Raw genomic sequence first — 18523 nt, 5'->3', positions numbered from 1 at the left:
TATCCTCAATTTAAAACTTCCCTCGATTGGTCAAGTCTTCTACCTTAGGCATGACTTCCTTATTGTCCCAATGCTCCACAATTTTCCCGTTTTCTAGACGGAAGATATCGTACTGGGCATAGGCAACTCCACCAATCTGATTCTGACCATAGCTAACCACATAGTTTCCTTGTCCTAAGAGTTGGAAAACAAGGTCAAAAGTGACCTTTACTTATAAACAGCTAATTTGCTCCATTTTAAATCTCATTTTCATCCTCTTTCAGATTAGCCAAAATTCTTTCTTGAAAGGCTTCAAACTGACGAATTTCTTCCTCTGAAAATCCTTTGTAAAAGATCGTATCCAATTTCTGACTGACACGATGCCCCACTTCTTTCTGAGACTGCCCCAACTCTGTTAAAACCAAATACTTCTTACGCTTATCTTCTCCACATGGACTAATAGTTACAAGATTTTGTTCCTCTAGCTTTTTTATCATCGTCGTCAGAGTATTATTAGCAAGTCCAGTCGCAAGCGCAATGTCTGTCGCAGTTGCACAGCCAGTTTTACTATTCCATAAAACCGCTAAAATCTTGCCCTGTTCACTCCGATAAAGAGCTTCAGGGTCTTGGCTCAGTAACTTTTGAAAAATCCGCCCATTCAACAAACGAATATGATGGGCTACCAAATGACTATCTTTCATAACACCTCCAATTTATTTCGATATCGAAATGAATAAAACAATTGTAACACTCATCGTTCCAACTGTCAACTATTTCGATTTGGAAATAATTTTTCCTAGCAAAAAAATCTCCCACCCAAGGTAGAAGATTTGAATCTAATAAACTTAATCCGTCATGTCCGATACCAATGTTCGATGCTCCAACGGAATACTGCACATAACTAGCAAGAAAATGAAACCTGACTGAATCCAGAAGAGGGCCAAGTCAAAGATTCCATGCACAGCAACCACTGTAAGGAAAGATAGATAAAGACCTATAATCGGACGTTTCCCCGACTCCTGACTCATATCCATCATCAAGCGAACAGGAGCCACAGAAGACAAAACTAATAAAATGGTCCCCACAATTCCGTAACTCAGAATCGTATCAATATAAAGACTGTGAGCATGTTCATGATAAGGAGCATGTATCCGAGGATAGGAGTGCATGTAAGTCAATGGCCCCTCACCCCAAAAAGGATTTTGCTTAAATAAGGCCATCCCAGCATCCCAGATAGAAATTCGTTCTTCCATAGAAGAGTCTAAAGTCCCCATCCGAACTCCCAAATCACTAGAAAAGAGGAAGCTCAAGCCAATCGCAAAGACCCCAATACTAAGCCAAAAGGCCTTCCAGTTTTTAATGGTCGTAAAGAGATAAATAATGGCTCCAGCGATAATTGCAGGAAAGGCAGTTCGATTTTGCGTAAAGTTCAAACCAAAGAGATTCACAAAGCCTGCAATCACACAGAATACTTTCAACCAATTCAACTTGGTCGTTGTAAACAAATAGAAGGCAATCATGATACAGAAACAACAAATAATTCCATAATAATTAGGGTTAAAGAAGGTCACTTCTGCACGATTCTGATGCCACACCTGCATATTGGGTGAAAGAAAAGCATAGTTGAATTTCTTCACAATTTGGAAATGTTCTAAACTCGCAAAAGCAGCTGACAAGACGCTACCAAACAAGACGAGCTGCAAAATCAATCGAAAGAATTTATGTGATAAAATCGACTGATAGTGCAAAAAGAAAACAGTAAATAGAAAAATTCCTACTGAAGCCACAACTCCCATCCAATTTTGTGCAAAAACGGATATAACAGTACTATAGCCAAGAAAAAGAAGTAGCATCGGATGCTCCCCCATTTTCTGAAGAATACTTTTCATGTCCCCTGTGAAAATTAAACTGATAATATATAAACAGAATACAACTACAAAAAGATAAAAGGGTAAAAAGATACTCAGGATAATTCCCAATAAAATCAGCTCTTTACTAGACAACCCTTTCAGCTTTTCAATAAAGCCTATTGATTTCAAAATGAATCCTTTCTCTCCAAATCAGTTGATTCAGATAATAGTAAGCTACCCTATATTGTACCACTTTTTTAGCAATTTGAAAACAAAGGAAACGTTTTCTAAAATAAAAACCCTATTTTATCAACCATATCAAGGCTTCAAAATGTTACTTCAATTCCGTTCTCAATTACCCGATAAGTCTGATTTTGCAAATCAATTTCTGCTACTGCTGTTACGGACTTATCTTTATTTTGACGTTTTATTACAATGCTGTGGGCTGTTGGTGTTTCAACGTCAATAGTTCCTTCTAAATCAAAGGCCTCTGATTGATTACGGAAAGAAAATAGATTGAGAAGAGACTTCACCACAGGACGTTGAACTTCTTCTGCTATTTCCTCATTGCTATAGTAATGACGATTAATATTTCGACCTTCTTTAGTTTCTTCTAATAGTTTCAAGTCATTCTTTCCTGCTAGTAGCCCCACATAGTAAATCTGAGGAATACCTGGAGCACAAGCTTGAATTAGACGAGCGAGAAAATACTTGATATCATCATCTCCAAGCGCAGAATAATAGGTTGAATTGATTTGGTAGATATCTAAATTGTTATACTCGGCACTGGAGTACTTACGTTTGACATTTGCTCCAACCTTATAGAGTTCATTTGAAGCATAGTCAATCTCCTCATCGGTCAGGATATCCTTGACATCTACTACTCCAATCCCATCATGGGTGTCTAGCGTCGTAAATTGCTTCATTGGGCTCATCTTTAACCACTTGGCCAAACGCTCTGTTCTTGAACTGTAAAGAGTATAAAGTGTCACCATTGGAAGAGCAAAATCGTAAACATAGTAATCGTGATCCGCTATTTTAAACTGAATCGAATAATGTTCATGAATCTCAGGTAAGAGCTCTGTCCCATACTCAGCAGCGATATCTCGAACTTTGTCCAATAAATCCCAAATATCTGGTTCCACAAAGAAATCATTAGTATCCAATTTCTTCACTGCATAAGCAAAGGCATCTAGACGAATCAAATCACACCCATTACTTGCCAAGTGCTGAATAGTCTTACGGATAAATTCCATAGTTACTTCTTTGGTCACATCAAGATCAATCTGCTCCTCACCAAAGGTATTCCACAAATGTTCCACTGACCCATCTTCAAAAACAATCTCTTGCTTTGGTGCACGATCCTTACGCTTGTATATTAAATCTACATCAGACTGTGTCGGACGGTTTTCTGGCCAAAACTTATCCCAGTTTAAAAAGAGATCTTTAAATTCACTGGCTTCATGTTTTTCTTGATAGTCCTTATAATACTTAGATTGACGAGAAATATGATTAATCATAAAATCAAACATAAGATAATATTTCTCACCTAAACGCTTAACATCCTCCCAATCACCAAAAGCTGAGTCCACTTCGTCGTAGTCAACTGGCGCAAATCCACGATCACCTGTTGATGGGAAAAATGGTAGAAGGTGAACTCCTCCAATAGCATCTCCAAAATGCTCTTCCAAATTATCATATAGGTCTTTAAGATTATTTCCAAGACTATCTGAATAGGTAATCAACATAGTTTTATTCTGAATTGGCATCATTACTCTCCTTTTTCTAATTGAAGCCAAGTCTCATATGACTTGGCTTTTATGAGTTTATGTATTTTAAGAATTGCTTCATAGGGTACGATTGAAATCAACAAGCTGAATCGTCCCTTCGTATACGGAATTGAACACGGGACTAATTTCTTAGGAAAAAAGATAAATCTTCTTGTGTGCAAGCACACTACGTCAATTTCCTATTTTTCTACAGAAATTTTCAGCAAGCTGAATCGTCCCTTTGTATCTTATTTCACCGCTCCGTTGCTCATTCCTGAAATAATATGTTTTTGGAAGATGAGGTAGACGACAGTAATTGTTAAAATTCCCACAATATAGGATGCAAAGCTTGGCCCATAGTCATTAAAATACTGACCTTGGTAGTTGTACTGGAAGAGAGGCAAAGTCCACATCTTGGAATCCTTATTCAAAATTAACAATGGCAACATAAAGTCATTCCAGAACCATAATGCATTGATAATCAAGGTTGTAGCATGCATGGGCTTCAGCATTGGAAAGATAATTCGACGGTAAGTTGTAAATCGATCAGCCCCATCAATTTCTGCAGCTTCATCTAAACTATCTGGTACACTGATTTTAATATAACCAACATACAAGAAGAGGGTCTGTGGAATTGCATAAGTTAGATAAAGTAGTACCAACCCCCACATATTTGCCAGGCCGAGTTTGCTCATCATAACTGTGATAGGAATCATAATCACCTGAAATGGAACAAATATCCCTAAGATCAAGAGCGAATACATAATTGCAAAGGCTTTTTTCTTGGACATATTTCGAGCAATGGAATAGGCTGCAGCTGGTATAAAGAAGGCTACTACAATCAATGATAACACCGTAATAACAGCTGAATTCCAGAAATAGCCTCCAATCCCATCCGAAACCAATCGTTCATAATTGCTTAATGTAAAAGGATTGGGCAAACCAAAGAAATGATTCATGATATCCTTGGTTGTCTTGAAGGAACTAAAAACCGTTACCAACAAAGGAACAAGTATGAGAATACCACCTACTATCAAGAGGACATACTTCCAAAACTGATTCAATTTTTCTTCTTTTTTCATGTGTAGGACTCCCCAATTAGATTTCAAATTTCTTTGATAGTTTGATTTGGATAAGAGAAACAATTCCAATAATTAAGAATAAAATCAAGGCAATTGCATTCGCATATCCATATTGATTACTCTTGAAGGCATAGTTGTAGACTAAAAGACCAAGAGACGTTGTAGCATTATTTGGACCACCACTCGTCAAGGCAAAAATTTGGTCAAAGGCAGTCAAACCAGACTTAAGAGCTAGGATAAAAACCATAGAAATCGTTGGTAGCAAATATGGTAATTCAATCTTCCAAAAAGTTTGTTTGCTTGTTGCACCATCAATTGATGCTGCCTCCAAAATATCACTTGGAATACTCTGAAGACCAGCAAGAAAGAGAATAATTGGCATTGCTACTCCTTGCCATAGAAGAACAAAAATAGTTGCCACTACCGCTCCAATTGGTGTTCCTAATAGACTTTCTTGTAAAAAACTAATCCCTAAAATTTTTCCAATCGTTGGAAGACCATAGTTGAAGAATTGTTTAAAAATCAAGGAAACTGTCAAACCAGACAAAACCGCCGGGAAAAAGAACCATGCTCTAAAGAAGGTCTGCCCTTTCATCTTAGAATTTAAGGCTCGAGCGACAACCATCCCAATTGTAATCTCTCCAATAATCAATGCCAGGGTTAAAATCAAAGTAAAAGCAATGGCTGTGAAGAATTTCCCATCAATCATCAGCAATTTGTAGTTATTCAGACCAACAAATTTATAATTATAGGTCAATCCAGTCCAGTTAGTCAAACTATAGAAAGCACCTTGTACCATCGGAAAGTAAAAGAAGATAGCTTGTAATGCAAGCGGGATGAGCAAAAAAGTCCAACCCCAGTATTTATTTAAAAATTTTCGAATAGCCATATCATCTTAACTCCTATTCTAGTCCAAATCTGCCTTCATTGGATTAAAGAAAGCATTGAGATTGTTTGCCATATTTTTCAGATTTTTATCCATCAAGTAACCTGCACTTAGATTGAAAAAATCTTCTTCAGAATTCCAGTGTTGGCCCAACCAAACATAATGTTTATCCGTAAATGCTAGTTTAGAAATCTCTGCAAGTGCTGAATCTTCTTTTTCCTGTACACCTTTCACTGCAACTGGTGATCCATCCACATCATAATATGCTTGCATAGCTTTTGAACTAGTCATATAGCTGATAAATTCTTCGGTTTCTTTAGGATGTTTGGTAGTAGCTGAAGTTGATAATGCCATGTCCCCTGCACCAACAGTGACTTCTTTTCCTACTTCTTCTCCTGGGAAGGCAAACATCCCCACATCAAATTTTGGATCCTGTTGATTAATTGCCGCTAATGCCCATGATCCTTGTGGCATCATCAAGGCTTTTTCATTCGAGAATGCTACCACCGCATCATTATAAGAGGCACCACGCCATCCATCTTGAGCATTATCCGCCAACAAATCTAGTCGTTCTGCATCTGCTTTTAAAATAGCATCATCTACAGAAATAGCATTTGGTTTTGAAAAGCGAAGATAGTTATTAGCTGCGTCTCCACTGCCTGTAATGGTAATGAGAGAAAGTTGGTGATAACCGTTTAATGTCCATCCTTCATTGCCTGCAACTGCAAACGGAGAATTCCCACTATCTTTTATCTTTTTAACAATCTCTTGAAACTCTTTAAAAGTCTTTGGTTCCTCAAGTCCTAATTCTTTAAACTTTGTTTTATTGTAATAAATTCCATAAAGGTTAGCAGTTAAAGGCACACTATAAATCTTGTTATTGATTGCATACTTTTCTGCATAGTCATTCTTAATGTTCTCAAGATAAGATTTCCCTGTCATATCTGCAAAGTAACCTGCTTTTGCCCACTCCTGAAAATCCATATTTTGAGGATAAATATTAACAATATCTGGAACATCTCCTGATAAAATCCGAGTCTTCAGAACAATTCCAGCTGCCGGAACAGTCGTCAGTTTTACATCAATAGTAGGATGATCCTTTTCAAAATTATCTACAATTTTTTGCAAAGTATCCGCCATTTCGGTCTTCTGGTTAAAAAATTCAATCGTTACCTTTCCATCAGTAGATTGATCATTCTGACTACAAGCTGCTAGGCCTAGTAAACTAGCCCCAGCTACTAAAAGAAAACCTGCTTTCTTATACCATTTCATTGGAAAGCCTCCTTTATAAATTTATACACCTTTATTATAGTCTTCTAAAAATATACTGTTTACTCAAAAAATCTCCCTGGGATAAGATAACAGTTAAACCTGCATACATGAGTTCTGCACCTGAGTAAACTACTCCATTTTCCTGTAATTCATACAGTCCCTCTTCAACCAAATTTTTTAATTTTAAAGTTGTTTCCATGGTCTCTACAACTGATAAAACGCGTACATAGGTTACAACCGTTTGATTTTTGTAATTAAATTGTACAGCTGCTTCATTGGATGCAGTATCAGGATTAATTAGTCTATACTGTTGTCCTAACTGAACTACTGGTCGTAATTCTTTATACAAGTTCACCTGATTAGCAATCTCAGCTTTCTCTTCATCTGATAAACTTGTCAAATCAAGCTCATATCCCAAATTTCCCATCATTGCTACATGGCCACGTGTTTCTAATGGTGTCGTTCGCCCCATCTGATGATTCGGTACTGCTGACACATGAGCCCCCATAGAAATGGTTGGATAGAGATAGGATGAACCGTATTGAATTGGCAAACGTGCAATAGCATCAGTATTATCACTAGCCCAGACTTGTGGGAAATAACGCATCATACCAAGATCATTTCGTCCACCACCACCAGAGCAGGACTCAAAGAGAATATAGCTGTGCTTCTCTGTCAGATAAGAAACGAGTTCGTAAAGCCCCAGCATGTACTGATGAGATTGCATCTGTGTCTCTAGATAGTTAGATCCATTCCCTAGCTTAGTAATATTACGATTCATATCCCATTTGATGTAGTCAATCTCATGATAAGATAGGAGTTGATCTAAGACATTTTTCAAGTATTCTACTACCTGAGTATTGGCAAGATTAAGTACTAATTGATTTCTAGAATAGGTATGTTCATATCCTGGAACCTGAATAGCCCAGTCAGGATGTTTACGATACAAATCGCTATCTACAGAAATCATCTCAGGTTCTAACCAAAGCCCAAACTGCAAACCTCTTTCATGGATAGCTGAAATCAGACTTTCTAGACTTCCACCCAGTTTTTTCTCATTAACAACCCAATCACCTAAAGCACGATTATCATCAAAACGATTGCCAAACCAACCATCATCTAATACAAAAAGTTCAATGCCAACTTTCTTAGCTTCATCTGCTAACTCTAACAGTTTTTCTCTCTGAAAATCAAAGTAAGTAGCTTCCCAGTTATTAATTAGAATTGGGCGTTCTTTTGTAAAAAATTTACTTGGCATAATGTGCTTCAGTATAAAATTCTGACTTTCATGGCTAACACCAGTTAATCCCTTATCTGAATAGGTCATTAAAGCTACTGGTGTTTCGAAGTTTCCCTCAGGGTCTAACTTCCAAGAAAAATTTTCCGGATTAATTCCAATAGCCAGCCGAACTTCATTCAATTGATTCTTTTGAACAAAAGCTTCAAAGTTTCCACTATACATTAGTTGAATAGCAAACACATTTCCAGCATCCTCTGTGACTCCTTGATCACATAAGAGAAGAGCTGGTGTTTGAGCATGCCCAGAAGCCCCACGGTTCGAACTAATCGAAAAGATTCCTTGTTCTACCTGTTGACGTCTGACAGTCTTTTCACGAGCATAAGCACCCTGCAGAGTTACGATTTCGTAATCTGCAGCTGGAACATCAGCCATAAAAGAAAAATCTTTATGGATGACAACTTCCTGATTACTATTATTTTCCAATTTACTGTAGCTAGCAATTGTCGAATCATTATTAAAAGCAGTATAATACAAATTCAGACTAAGTTGAGCCTTAGAATCTTCTAACATTAAGACAAGAGTCTCTGTATCGTCCATGCTATGTGGAGACGGTAAGCCCTGTGGACCATTCTGACCTTTTAAAATCTTTGCTTCTACAAATCGAAAGTCTGTTACTTCAGTTGCATCATGCTGAACCTGTAAAGTTGGTTTTCTAAAGTCACCCAAACCATGTTGTCCAAAAATTTGACGTTGAGTATCTAAACTAAAGGTTCGATTAGTAGCCGTTGGATTTCCTGAAAAGGCATGGTCTCGTTCATAAACACTGTTGGAACCTTTATAGTTCTTAATAGTCTTTCCTAAATGTTTCAAAAGTAAGTAGCCATTTCGATTTTCAATAATCAAACTTAGATTTTTACTCTCAACATAAAATAGATTATTCTCTATCCTAACTCCCATTTACTTCACCTCATCACTTTATTGACTATATTTTATCATCTGTAATCGCTTTCTAAAATAGAAAAATGTCTCAAGAATATGGTAAAATGTTAGGTAGGAGGTGGCACATGCTAGTTTTTTCAGAATACCAGACTGGAACAATTGACCTTTCCCTAAGCTTTTATGGATATGAGGAATGCAAACCTAATTACTCTTTTGGTCCAGCAATTCGAGATACATACGTCCTACATTACATTACCAAAGGACAAGGAAAATTTCATTACAAAGGTAAAATTGTTGATTTAAAAGAAGGAGATTTCTTTCTATTAAAACCAGAGGAACTAACCTTTTATCAAGCAGATAGTAAAGAACCTTGGGCCTACTACTGGTTAGGAATCACTGGAGGGAAAGCTCCTGACTATTTTGCTCTTTCTCAAATTTCTGATCAATCCTATCTCATCCAATCTGAAACTTGTCATACCCAGACCACTGCAAAACTCATCTCAGACATTGTCCGCTTCGCTCAGATTACCAAATCAAATGAATTAGCTCAACTCCATATCATGGGACAACTCCATGAACTGATGTTTCATCTGGGAACTATTGCTCCCAATCAGAAAAAAAAGAATATTTCATCAACCTACCAACTCTATCTTGAATGCAAAAGATTAATTGATAGTCACTATCCTCAATCACTTACAATTCAAGATTTAGCAAAAGAACTATCCGTTCACAGAAGCTACTTATCAAGCGTATTCAAAGAATTTAATACCTTATCACCCAAAGAATACTTACTCTATGTTCGAATGCACCGAGCTAAACAGCTTCTCGAAAATACCCAAGAGTCTATCAAAGTAATTGCATATTCGGTAGGTTTTTCAGATCCACTCCATTTTTCAAAAGCTTATAAACAATACTTCAATCAGACTCCAAGTCATACAAGAAAAGAATATTCTCAATACCAACTAGTAAGAAAGGAAACACTATGAAATCCTACCAAGCTGTCTACCAGATTCTGACAAAAGAAACCGACTATATCAGCGGAGAAAAAATTGCTGAAGAACTATCCTTAAGCCGAACATCAATTTGGAAAGCCATCAAGCGGCTAGAACAAGAAGGTATTGAAATTGATAGCATAAAAAATAGGGGCTATAAACTATTGAATGGAGATCTTCTCCTGCCAGACCTTATACAAGAAAATCTCCCAATTACCGTTAATTTTAAGTCAGAAACTAAATCTACCCAAATTGATGCAAAAGAAGCAATAGATAGAGGATATGAAACAAACACCCTCTATCTAGCTTCCTATCAAACAGCAGGCCGAGGTCGATTTCAACGTTCTTTCTACTCACCACAAGGTGGCATTTATATGACCCTCCATCTTAAACCAAATCTTCCCTATGACAAATTACCATCCTACACACTACTTGTAGCAGGAGCTGTCTACAAAGCCATTAAGAACCTAACTTTAATAGATGTCGACATAAAATGGGTCAATGATATCTACCTAAACAATCATAAAATTGGAGGAATCCTTACTGAGGCAATGACGTCTGTAGAAACAGGCCTAGTCACAGATATCATTATTGGAGTAGGGATCAACTTTACTATTAAAGACTTCCCTCAAGAATTAAAAGAAAAAGCTGCTAGTTTATTCAAAGCTCCAGCACCTATTACCAGAAATGAATTAATCATTGAAATATGGCGTGCTTTCTTCGAAACACCTGCAGAAGAGCTATTATACCTTTACAAAAAACAGTCATTCGTTCTAGGAAAAGAAGTTACTTTCACACTAGATCAAAAAGACCACAAGGGACTTGCTAAAGACATCTCTGAAAGTGGTAAACTTTTAGTTCAATGTGATAACGGAAAAGAAATTTGGCTAAATAGCGGAGAAATTTCACTCAAGGGTTGGAAGTAATAATAAACTAGCACAACCATAAAATCGACAATATATAAAGATTTTAGCTTTTCTTCAACCCACTACAGTTGACAAAGAGCGCAAAAAAACTTCAGATAAGTAATCCAATTAAGTTTTACAAATCTAAAGTTTTTATTCTACTATTCTTAAAAATACAAAAAAAGAGAGTTATAAACCCTCATTCAAACGGAGAATAAGGGATTCGAACCCTTGCGCCAGTTACCCGACCTAACGATTTAGCAAACCGTCCTCTTCAGCCTCTTGAGTAATTCTCCAATTAATGGGCACGAGTGGACTCGAACCACCGACCTCACGCTTATCAGGCGTGCGCTCTAACCACCTGAGCTACGCGCCCAAGTTAAAAACTTGGTAATTTGAACAAAGTTCAAAGCGGGTGACGAGAATCGAACTCGCGACAACAGCTTGGAAGGCTGTAGTTTTACCACTAAACTACACCCGCATACATACTATTAATAAAAATGGCGCGAGACGGAATCGAACCGCCGACACATGGAGCTTCAATCCATTGCTCTACCAACTGAGCTACCGAGCCTTATTGCGGGAGCAGGATTTGAACCTACGACCTTCGGGTTATGAGCCCGACGAGCTACCGAGCTGCTCCATCCCGCGTTAATACAAAAGGAGGATGTGGGATTCGAACCCACGCACGCTTTTACACGCCTGACGGTTTTCAAGACCGTTCCCTTCAGCCGGACTTGGGTAATCCTCCATATTATTCAAATGGACCTTGTAGGACTTGAACCTACGACCACTCGGTTATGAGCCGAGAGCTCTAACCAGCTGAGCTAAAGGTCCAACAAGATCTTTATAGCGGCGAAGGGGATCGAACCCCCGACCTCCCGGGTATGAACCGGACGCTCTAGCCAGCTGAGCTACACCGCCATATATCGGGAAGACAGGATTCGAACCTGCGACACCTTGGTCCCAAACCAAGTACTCTACCAAGCTGAGCTACTTCCCGAGTTAAATAGAAAAATGCACCCTAGAGGAGTCGAACCTCTAACCGCCTGATTCGTAGTCAGGTACTCTATCCAGTTGAGCTAAGGGTGCTCATTATATTATGCCGAGGACCGGAATCGAACCGGTACGATCGTTACCAATCGCAGGATTTTAAGTCCTGTGCGTCTGCCAGTTCCGCCACCCCGGCCTCTCTAAGCGAACGACGGGATTCGAACCCGCGACCCCCACCTTGGCAAGGTGGTGTTCTACCACTGAACTACGTTCGCACTGTTTTCTTCTATCTAAAAATGCCGGCTACATGACTTGAACACGCGACCCTCTGATTACAAATCAGATGCTCTACCAACTGAGCTAAGCCGGCTCATTTATTATATCTTAATGCGGGTTAAGGGACTTGAACCCCCACGCCGTTAAGCGCCAGATCCTAAATCTGGTGCGTCTGCCAATTCCGCCAAACCCGCATATATGACCCGTACTGGGCTCGAACCAGTGACCCATTGATTAAAAGTCAATTGCTCTACCAACTGAGCTAACGAGTCTAAAATAACTTACGTTATTCTAACGGTCCCGACGGGAATCGAACCCGCGATCTTCGCCGTGACAGGGCGACGTGATAACCGCTACACTACGGGACCTATGGGAGTTAACGGGATCGAACCGCTGACCCTCTGCTTGTAAGGCAGATGCTCTCCCAGCTGAGCTAAACTCCCTAGAGCTAAGCGACTTCCATATCTCACAGGGGGCAACCCCCAACTACTTCCGGCGTTCTAGGGCTTAACTTCTGTGTTCGGCATGGGTACAGGTGTATCTCCTAGGCTATCGTCACTTAACTCTGAGTAATACCTACTCAAAATTGAATATCTATTCAAACCAAGAAAACCGTTCGCTTTCATATTCTCAGTTACTTTGGATAAGTCCTCGAGCTATTAGTATTAGTCCGCTACATGTGTCGCCACACTTCCACTTCTAACCTATCTACCTGATCATCTCTCAGGGCTCTTACTGATATAAAATCATGGGAAATCTCATCTTGAGGTGGGTTTCACACTTAGATGCTTTCAGCGTTTATCCCTTCCCTACATAGCTACCCAGCGATGCCTTTGGCAAGACAACTGGTACACCAGCGGTAAGTCCACTCTGGTCCTCTCGTACTAGGAGCAGATCCTCTCAAATTTCCTACGCCCGCGACGGATAGGGACCGAACTGTCTCACGACGTTCTGAACCCAGCTCGCGTGCCGCTTTAATGGGCGAACAGCCCAACCCTTGGGACCGACTACAGCCCCAGGATGCGACGAGCCGACATCGAGGTGCCAAACCTCCCCGTCGATGTGAACTCTTGGGGGAGATAAGCCTGTTATCCCCAGGGTAGCTTTTATCCGTTGAGCGATGGCCCTTCCATACGGAACCACCGGATCACTAAGCCCGACTTTCGTCCCTGCTCGAGTTGTAGCTCTCGCAGTCAAGCTCCCTTATACCTTTACACTCTGCGAATGATTTCCAACCATTCTGAGGGAACCTTTGGGCGCCTCCGTTACCTTTTAGGAGGCGACCGCCCCAGTCAAACTGCCCGTCAGACACTGTCTCCGATAGGGATCACCTATCTGGGTTAGAGTGGCCATAACACAAGGGTAGTATCCCAACAACGTCTCCTTCGAAACTGGCGTCCCGATCTCATAGACTCCTACCTATCCTGTACATGTGGTACAGACACTCAATATCAAACTGCAGTAAAGCTCCATGGGGTCTTTCCGTCCTGTCGCGGGTAACCTGCATCTTCACAGGTACTAAAATTTCACCGAGTCTCTCGTTGAGACAGTGCCCAAATCATTACGCCTTTCGTGCGGGTCGGAACTTACCCGACAAGGAATTTCGCTACCTTAGGACCGTTATAGTTACGGCCGCCGTTTACTGGGGCTTCAATTCATACCTTCGCTTGCGCTAAGCACTCCTCTTAACCTTCCAGCACCGGGCAGGCGTCACCCCCTATACATCATCTTACGATTTAGCAGAGAGCTGTGTTTTTGATAAACAGTTGCTTGGGCCTATTCACTGCGGCTGACGTAAAGTCAGCACCCCTTCTCCCGAAGTTACGGGGTCATTTTGCCGAGTTCCTTAACGAGAGTTCTCTCGCTCACCTGAGGCTACTCGCCTCGACTACCTGTGTCGGTTTGCGGTACGGGTAGAGTATGTTTAAACGCTAGAAGCTTTTCTTGGCAGTGTGACGTCACTAACTTCGCTACTAAACTTCGCTCCCCATCACAGCTCAATGTTATAGAACTAAGCATTTGACTCAGTTCACACCTCACTGCTTAGACAGACTCTTCCAATCGTCTGCTTTAGTTAGCCTACTGCGTCCCTCCATCACTACATACTCTAGTACAGGAATATCAACCTGTTGTCCATCGGATACACCTTTCGGTCTCTCCTTAGGTCCCGACTAACCCAGGGCGGACGAGCCTTCCCCTGGAAACCTTAGTCTTACGGTGGACAGGATTCTCACCTGTCTTTCGCTACTCATACCGGCATTCTCACTTCTATGCGTTCCAGCACTCCTCACGGTATACCTTCATCACACATAGAACGCTCTCCTACCATACCTATAAAGGTATCCACAGCTTCGGTAAATTGTTTTAGCCCCGGTACATTTTCGGCGCAGGGTCACTCGACTAGTGAGCTATTACGCACTCTTTGAATGAATAGCTGCTTCTAAGCTAACATCCTAGTTGTCTGTGCAACCCCACATCCTTTTCCACTTAACAATTATTTTGGGACCTTAGCTGGTGGTCTGGGCTGTTTCCCTTTCGACTACGGATCTTAGCACTCGCAGTCTGACTGCCGACCATAATTCATTGGCATTCGGAGTTTATCTGAGATTGGTAATCCGGGATGGACCCCTCACCCAAACAGTGCTCTACCTCCAAGAATCTTTATGTCGACGCTAGCCCTAAAGCTATTTCGGAGAGAACCAGCTATCTCCAAGTTCGTTTGGAATTTCTCCGCTACCCACAAGTCATCCAAGCACTTTTCAACGTGCCCTGGTTCGGTCCTCCAGTGCGTCTTACCGCACCTTCAACCTGCTCATGGGTAGGTCACATGGTTTCGGGTCTACGTCATAATACTAATTCGCCCTATTCAGACTCGGTTTCCCTACGGCTCCGTCTCTTCAACTTAACCTCGCATCATAACGTAACTCGCCGGTTCATTCTACAAAAGGCACGCTCTCACCCATTAACGGGCTCGAACTTGTTGTAGGCACACGGTTTCAGGTTCTATTTCACTCCCCTCCCGGGGTGCTTTTCACCTTTCCCTCACGGTACTGGTTCACTATCGGTCACTAGGGAGTATTTAGGGTTGGGAGATGGTCCTCCCAGATTCCGACGGGATTTCACGTGTCCCGCCGTACTCAGGATACTGCTAGGTACAAAGACTATTTTAAATACGAGGCTATTACTCTCTTTGGCTGATCTTCCCAAATCATTCTTCTATAATCTTTGAGTCCACATTGCAGTCCTACAACCCCGAAGAGTAAACTCTTCGGTTTGCCCTCCTGCCGTTTCGCTCGCCGCTACTAAGGCAATCGCTTTTGCTTTCTCTTCCTGCAGCTACTTAGATGTTTCAGTTCACTGCGTCTTCCTCCTCACATCCTTAACAGATGCGGGTAACAGGTAGTACCTGTTGGGTTCCCCCATTCGGAAATCCCTGGATCATCGCTTACTTACAGCTACCCAAGGCATATCGTCGTTTGTCACGTCCTTCTTCGGCTCCTAGTGCCAAGGCATCCACCGTGCGCCCTTATTAACTTAACCTTATTTTTCTGACCTTTCAGTCATAAACTCTTATTAATACTACAGCGTTTTCGGTTTATTTTCTTGTTACTATTTGATATAGATATTCAATTTTCAATGTGCATTACTTGGTGATCTCTCACCAATGGAGCCTAGCGGGATCGAACCGCTGACCTCCTGCGTGCAAAGCAGGCGCTCTCCCAGCTGAGCTAAGGCCCCACAAGACCTCTCAAGACTAAACAAGACCAATGCGCAGTTCCTTTTCCTTAGAAAGGAGGTGATCCAGCCGCACCTTCCGATACGGCTACCTTGTTACGACTTCACCCCAATCATCTATCCCACCTTAGGCGGCTGGCTCCTTACGGTTACCTCACCGACTTCGGGTGTTACAAACTCTCGTGGTGTGACGGGCGGTGTGTACAAGGCCCGGGAACGTATTCACCGCGGCGTGCTGATCCGCGATTACTAGCGATTCCGACTTCATGTAGGCGAGTTGCAGCCTACAATCCGAACTGAGACTGGCTTTAAGAGATTAGCTTGCCGTCACCGGCTTGCGACTCGTTGTACCAGCCATTGTAGCACGTGTGTAGCCCAGGTCATAAGGGGCATGATGATTTGACGTCATCCCCACCTTCCTCCGGTTTATTACCGGCAGTCTCGCTAGAGTGCCCAACTGAATGATGGCAACTAACAATAGGGGTTGCGCTCGTTGCGGGACTTAACCCAACATCTCACGACACGAGCTGACGACAACCATGCACCACCTGTCACCTCTGTCCCGAAGGAAAGCTCTATCTCTAGAGCGGTCAGAGGGATGTCAAGACCTGGTAAGGTTCTTCGCGTTGCTTCGAATTAAACCACATGCTCCACCGCTTGTGCGGGCCCCCGTCAATTCCTTTGAGTTTCAACCTTGCGGTCGTACTCCCCAGGCGGAGTGCTTAATGCGTTAGCTACGGCACTAAACCCCGGAAAGGGTCTAACACCTAGCACTCATCGTTTACGGCGTGGACTACCAGGGTATCTAATCCTGTTTGCTCCCCACGCTTTCGAGCCTCAGCGTCAGTTACAAGCCAGAGAGCCGCTTTCGCCACCGGTGTTCCTCCATATATCTACGCATTTCACCGCTACACATGGAATTCCACTCTCCCCTCTTGCACTCAAGTTAAACAGTTTCCAAAGCGTACTATGGTTAAGCCACAGCCTTTAACTTCAGACTTATCTAACCGCCTGCGCTCGCTTTACGCCCAATAAATCCGGACAACGCTCGGGACCTACGTATTACCGCGGCTGCTGGCACGTAGTTAGCCGTCCCTTTCTGGTAAGATACCGTCACAGTGTGAACTTTCCACTCTCACACTCGTTCTTCTCTTACAACAGAGCTTTACGATCCGAAAACCTTCTTCACTCACGCGGCGTTGCTCGGTCAGACTTCCGTCCATTGCCGAAGATTCCCTACTGCTGCCTCCCGTAGGAGTCTGGGCCGTGTCTCAGTCCCAGTGTGGCCGATCACCCTCTCAGGTCGGCTATGTATCGTCGCCTTGGTGAGCCGTTACCCCACCAACTAGCTAATACAACGCAGGTCCATCTGGTAGTGATGCAATTGCACCTTTTAAGCAAATGTCATGCAACATCTACTATTATGCGGTATTAGCTATCGTTTCCAATAGTTATCCCCCGCTACCAGGCAGGTTACCTACGCGTTACTCACCCGTTCGCAACTCATCCAGAAGAGCAAGCTCCTCCTTCAGCGTTCTACTTGCATGTATTAGGCACGCCGCCAGCGTTCGTCCTGAGCCAGGATCAAACTCTCATTAAAAGTTTGAGTTCTCACTCATTTCTGTCACTGACAGATTTATTGTTTTTTCATTGTTCAGTACTACAACCTTAGTTGTAGTGCCCTGCACATTGGTTCGTCTTGTTCAGTTTTCAAAGGTCTTTGTCACTCGCTTCTCTCAAGCGACAACTATATTAGTATATCACAGTCGCTTTCGCTTGTCAACACTTTTTTGAAACTTTTTTAATCTTTTTTCATCAAGTGCCACAACCACAACATACCATAGTCCGTACGGGATTCGAACCCGTGTTACCGCCGTGAAAAGGCGGTGTCTTAACCCCTTGACCAACGGACCAGAGTTATTTTCAACTCTTACTATTATACCGACTTTTCATACTTTGTCAACTACTTTTTTAAACTTTTTATCTTTTTTGTATGACTTCCTATTGAGTACGGATGTCAAACTCTTTAAACACAATACGTAAGTCTCTTAACACTTTTTGACGTCCTCGAAAGCGTTCATTTCTTAAGACGCGTTCTAACTCTTCTTGTTTGTCTTTACTTTGTTTGTTTCTATAATCTCTTAGTGTCTCATGAAAGAGATAATAATCATCTAGACACAGACCTCCCTCACTGATACGATGACTAATCTCACCTACTTCTTCATAAGGTTCTTTATCATATCTACGCTTCTGGCTTTCTTGTTTACGGATATGGTCTAAAATTCGATTACGGAACTTTGTTTTGAAGTATTTACGTAAACGAGGAATATCTTCTGCCAGCTCTTCTTCTCTACTAATCAATTCATGTAAGCAAATCATCCCCTCTTGGTCCCAATCCGATAGATCCCATAAATGAAGGTAATATTCATTTCTACACTTATATACAATCCCCTGGACTTCTTCATATAATTCTTTAAACATAACGTCCCCTTTTCTAGATACAGTCTAACAGATTCAGAAACACTTTTGTCCCATTTCCCCCATTCTGTTCCCTACACCGTCTCAACTGCACAAAAAAGAGAGGACATGCCTCTCTGGGGGTTAT

Annotated in this window: 10 protein-coding genes, 19 tRNA genes, 3 rRNA genes and 1 pseudogene; 2 read left to right on the top strand and 31 right to left on the bottom strand. The window is 41.6% G+C overall.

From position 1 onward, the window contains the following. Positions 1-10 precede the first annotated feature (10 nt). From TZ90_RS09805 to TZ90_RS01320, 8 genes and pseudogenes are all read right to left on the bottom strand, one after another. Positions 11-205 (bottom strand): annotated as a pseudogene (locus TZ90_RS09805) (nuclear transport factor 2 family protein); the annotation flags it as partial. 31 nt (positions 206-236) lie between these two features. Further along, a complete protein-coding gene (locus TZ90_RS01350) occupies positions 237-680 on the bottom strand; it encodes a MarR family winged helix-turn-helix transcriptional regulator (protein ID WP_000655222.1) in 444 nt (147 codons plus the stop codon). Between the two features lie 144 nt (positions 681-824). Then, positions 825-2018 carry an O-antigen ligase family protein gene (locus TZ90_RS01345; RefSeq protein WP_045611046.1) on the bottom strand — a complete coding sequence of 398 codons (1194 nt, stop codon included), beginning with the start codon at positions 2016-2018 and terminating at the stop codon, positions 825-827. Between the two features lie 137 nt (positions 2019-2155). Continuing rightward, positions 2156-3598, bottom strand: coding sequence for a sucrose phosphorylase (gene gtfA / locus TZ90_RS01340; protein WP_045611044.1), 1443 nt, complete (start codon positions 3596-3598; stop codon positions 2156-2158). 248 nt (positions 3599-3846) lie between these two features. Next, positions 3847-4680, bottom strand: a complete 834-nt coding sequence (locus tag TZ90_RS01335; protein WP_045611043.1) for a carbohydrate ABC transporter permease — start codon at positions 4678-4680, stop codon at positions 3847-3849. A gap of 16 nt (positions 4681-4696) precedes the next feature. Beyond that, entirely contained in the window at positions 4697-5569 is an 873-nt protein-coding gene (locus tag TZ90_RS01330) for a carbohydrate ABC transporter permease (RefSeq protein WP_001007686.1), read from the bottom strand. Positions 5570-5587: 18 nt separating this feature from the next. Then, a complete protein-coding gene (locus TZ90_RS01325) occupies positions 5588-6838 on the bottom strand; it encodes an extracellular solute-binding protein (RefSeq protein ID WP_045611041.1) in 1251 nt (416 codons plus the stop codon). Positions 6839-6872: 34 nt separating this feature from the next. Beyond that, entirely contained in the window at positions 6873-9035 is a 2163-nt protein-coding gene (locus tag TZ90_RS01320) for an alpha-galactosidase (RefSeq protein WP_045611039.1), read from the bottom strand. Between the two features lie 107 nt (positions 9036-9142). Between TZ90_RS01320 and TZ90_RS01315 the strand changes: the two genes are divergently transcribed. Further along, the gene (locus TZ90_RS01315) at positions 9143-10003 is read left to right on the top strand and encodes an AraC family transcriptional regulator (protein ID WP_045611038.1); all 861 of its coding nucleotides are present in this window, start codon (positions 9143-9145) and stop codon (positions 10001-10003) included. Next, entirely contained in the window at positions 10000-10935 is a 936-nt protein-coding gene (gene birA, locus TZ90_RS01310; RefSeq protein WP_045611037.1) for a bifunctional biotin--[acetyl-CoA-carboxylase] ligase/biotin operon repressor BirA, read from the top strand. Before TZ90_RS01315 ends, birA begins: the two co-directional genes overlap by 4 nt. Positions 10936-11122: 187 nt before the next feature. On the opposite strand, the gene TZ90_RS01305 is transcribed toward birA, so the two are convergent. The 23 genes from TZ90_RS01305 to TZ90_RS01195 all read right to left on the bottom strand — a co-directional run bounded on the left by TZ90_RS01305 (position 11123) and on the right by TZ90_RS01195 (position 18399). Further along, a tRNA-Ser gene (locus TZ90_RS01305) sits at positions 11123-11210 on the bottom strand. 6 nt (positions 11211-11216) lie between these two features. Further along, positions 11217-11290 (bottom strand) — tRNA-Ile (locus TZ90_RS01300). A gap of 34 nt (positions 11291-11324) precedes the next feature. After that, positions 11325-11395 (bottom strand) — tRNA-Gly (locus TZ90_RS01295). A 20-nt stretch (positions 11396-11415) separates the two neighbouring features. Next, a tRNA-Phe gene (locus tag TZ90_RS01290) sits at positions 11416-11488 on the bottom strand. A 3-nt stretch (positions 11489-11491) separates the two neighbouring features. Continuing rightward, positions 11492-11565 (bottom strand) — tRNA-Met (locus TZ90_RS01285). A gap of 10 nt (positions 11566-11575) precedes the next feature. Continuing rightward, positions 11576-11665: transfer RNA gene (locus TZ90_RS01280), tRNA-Ser, on the bottom strand. A gap of 12 nt (positions 11666-11677) precedes the next feature. Then, positions 11678-11751: transfer RNA gene (locus TZ90_RS01275), tRNA-Ile, on the bottom strand. Positions 11752-11764: 13 nt separating this feature from the next. Continuing rightward, a tRNA-Met gene (locus TZ90_RS01270) sits at positions 11765-11838 on the bottom strand. A 5-nt stretch (positions 11839-11843) separates the two neighbouring features. Beyond that, a tRNA-Pro gene (locus TZ90_RS01265) sits at positions 11844-11917 on the bottom strand. A gap of 15 nt (positions 11918-11932) precedes the next feature. After that, positions 11933-12006 (bottom strand) — tRNA-Arg (locus TZ90_RS01260). Positions 12007-12017: 11 nt separating this feature from the next. Next, positions 12018-12103: transfer RNA gene (locus TZ90_RS01255), tRNA-Leu, on the bottom strand. 7 nt (positions 12104-12110) lie between these two features. After that, a tRNA-Gly gene (locus tag TZ90_RS01250) sits at positions 12111-12182 on the bottom strand. Positions 12183-12204: 22 nt separating this feature from the next. Then, positions 12205-12277 (bottom strand) — tRNA-Thr (locus tag TZ90_RS01245). A gap of 18 nt (positions 12278-12295) precedes the next feature. Continuing rightward, positions 12296-12377, bottom strand: a tRNA-Leu gene (locus TZ90_RS01240). Between the two features lie 5 nt (positions 12378-12382). Continuing rightward, a tRNA-Lys gene (locus TZ90_RS01235) sits at positions 12383-12455 on the bottom strand. 23 nt (positions 12456-12478) lie between these two features. Then, positions 12479-12551, bottom strand: a tRNA-Asp gene (locus TZ90_RS01230). A gap of 2 nt (positions 12552-12553) precedes the next feature. Further along, positions 12554-12626, bottom strand: a tRNA-Val gene (locus TZ90_RS01225). Positions 12627-12630: 4 nt separating this feature from the next. Next, positions 12631-12746: ribosomal RNA gene (rrf, locus tag TZ90_RS01220) — 5S ribosomal RNA — on the bottom strand. A 76-nt stretch (positions 12747-12822) separates the two neighbouring features. Further along, positions 12823-15723: ribosomal RNA gene (locus tag TZ90_RS01215) — 23S ribosomal RNA — on the bottom strand. 125 nt (positions 15724-15848) lie between these two features. Further along, a tRNA-Ala gene (locus TZ90_RS01210) sits at positions 15849-15921 on the bottom strand. A gap of 51 nt (positions 15922-15972) precedes the next feature. Continuing rightward, positions 15973-17518 (bottom strand): 16S ribosomal RNA (locus TZ90_RS01205). Together the 16S, 23S and 5S rRNA genes with 19 tRNA genes alongside form the textbook arrangement of a ribosomal RNA operon. A gap of 241 nt (positions 17519-17759) precedes the next feature. Continuing rightward, positions 17760-17831 (bottom strand) — tRNA-Glu (locus TZ90_RS01200). Positions 17832-17919: 88 nt separating this feature from the next. Continuing rightward, the gene (locus TZ90_RS01195) at positions 17920-18399 is read right to left on the bottom strand and encodes a sigma-70 RNA polymerase sigma factor region 4 domain-containing protein (protein ID WP_045611009.1); all 480 of its coding nucleotides are present in this window, start codon (positions 18397-18399) and stop codon (positions 17920-17922) included. Positions 18400-18523: the final 124 nt, after the last annotated feature.

The sequence above is a fragment of the Streptococcus mitis genome (assembly GCF_000960005.1).
Taxonomy (GTDB): Bacteria; Bacillota; Bacilli; order Lactobacillales; family Streptococcaceae; genus Streptococcus; species Streptococcus mitis_CK.
Note: the sequence above shows the minus strand (reverse complement) of the source record. Positions and strands in the feature narration are given on the sequence as shown.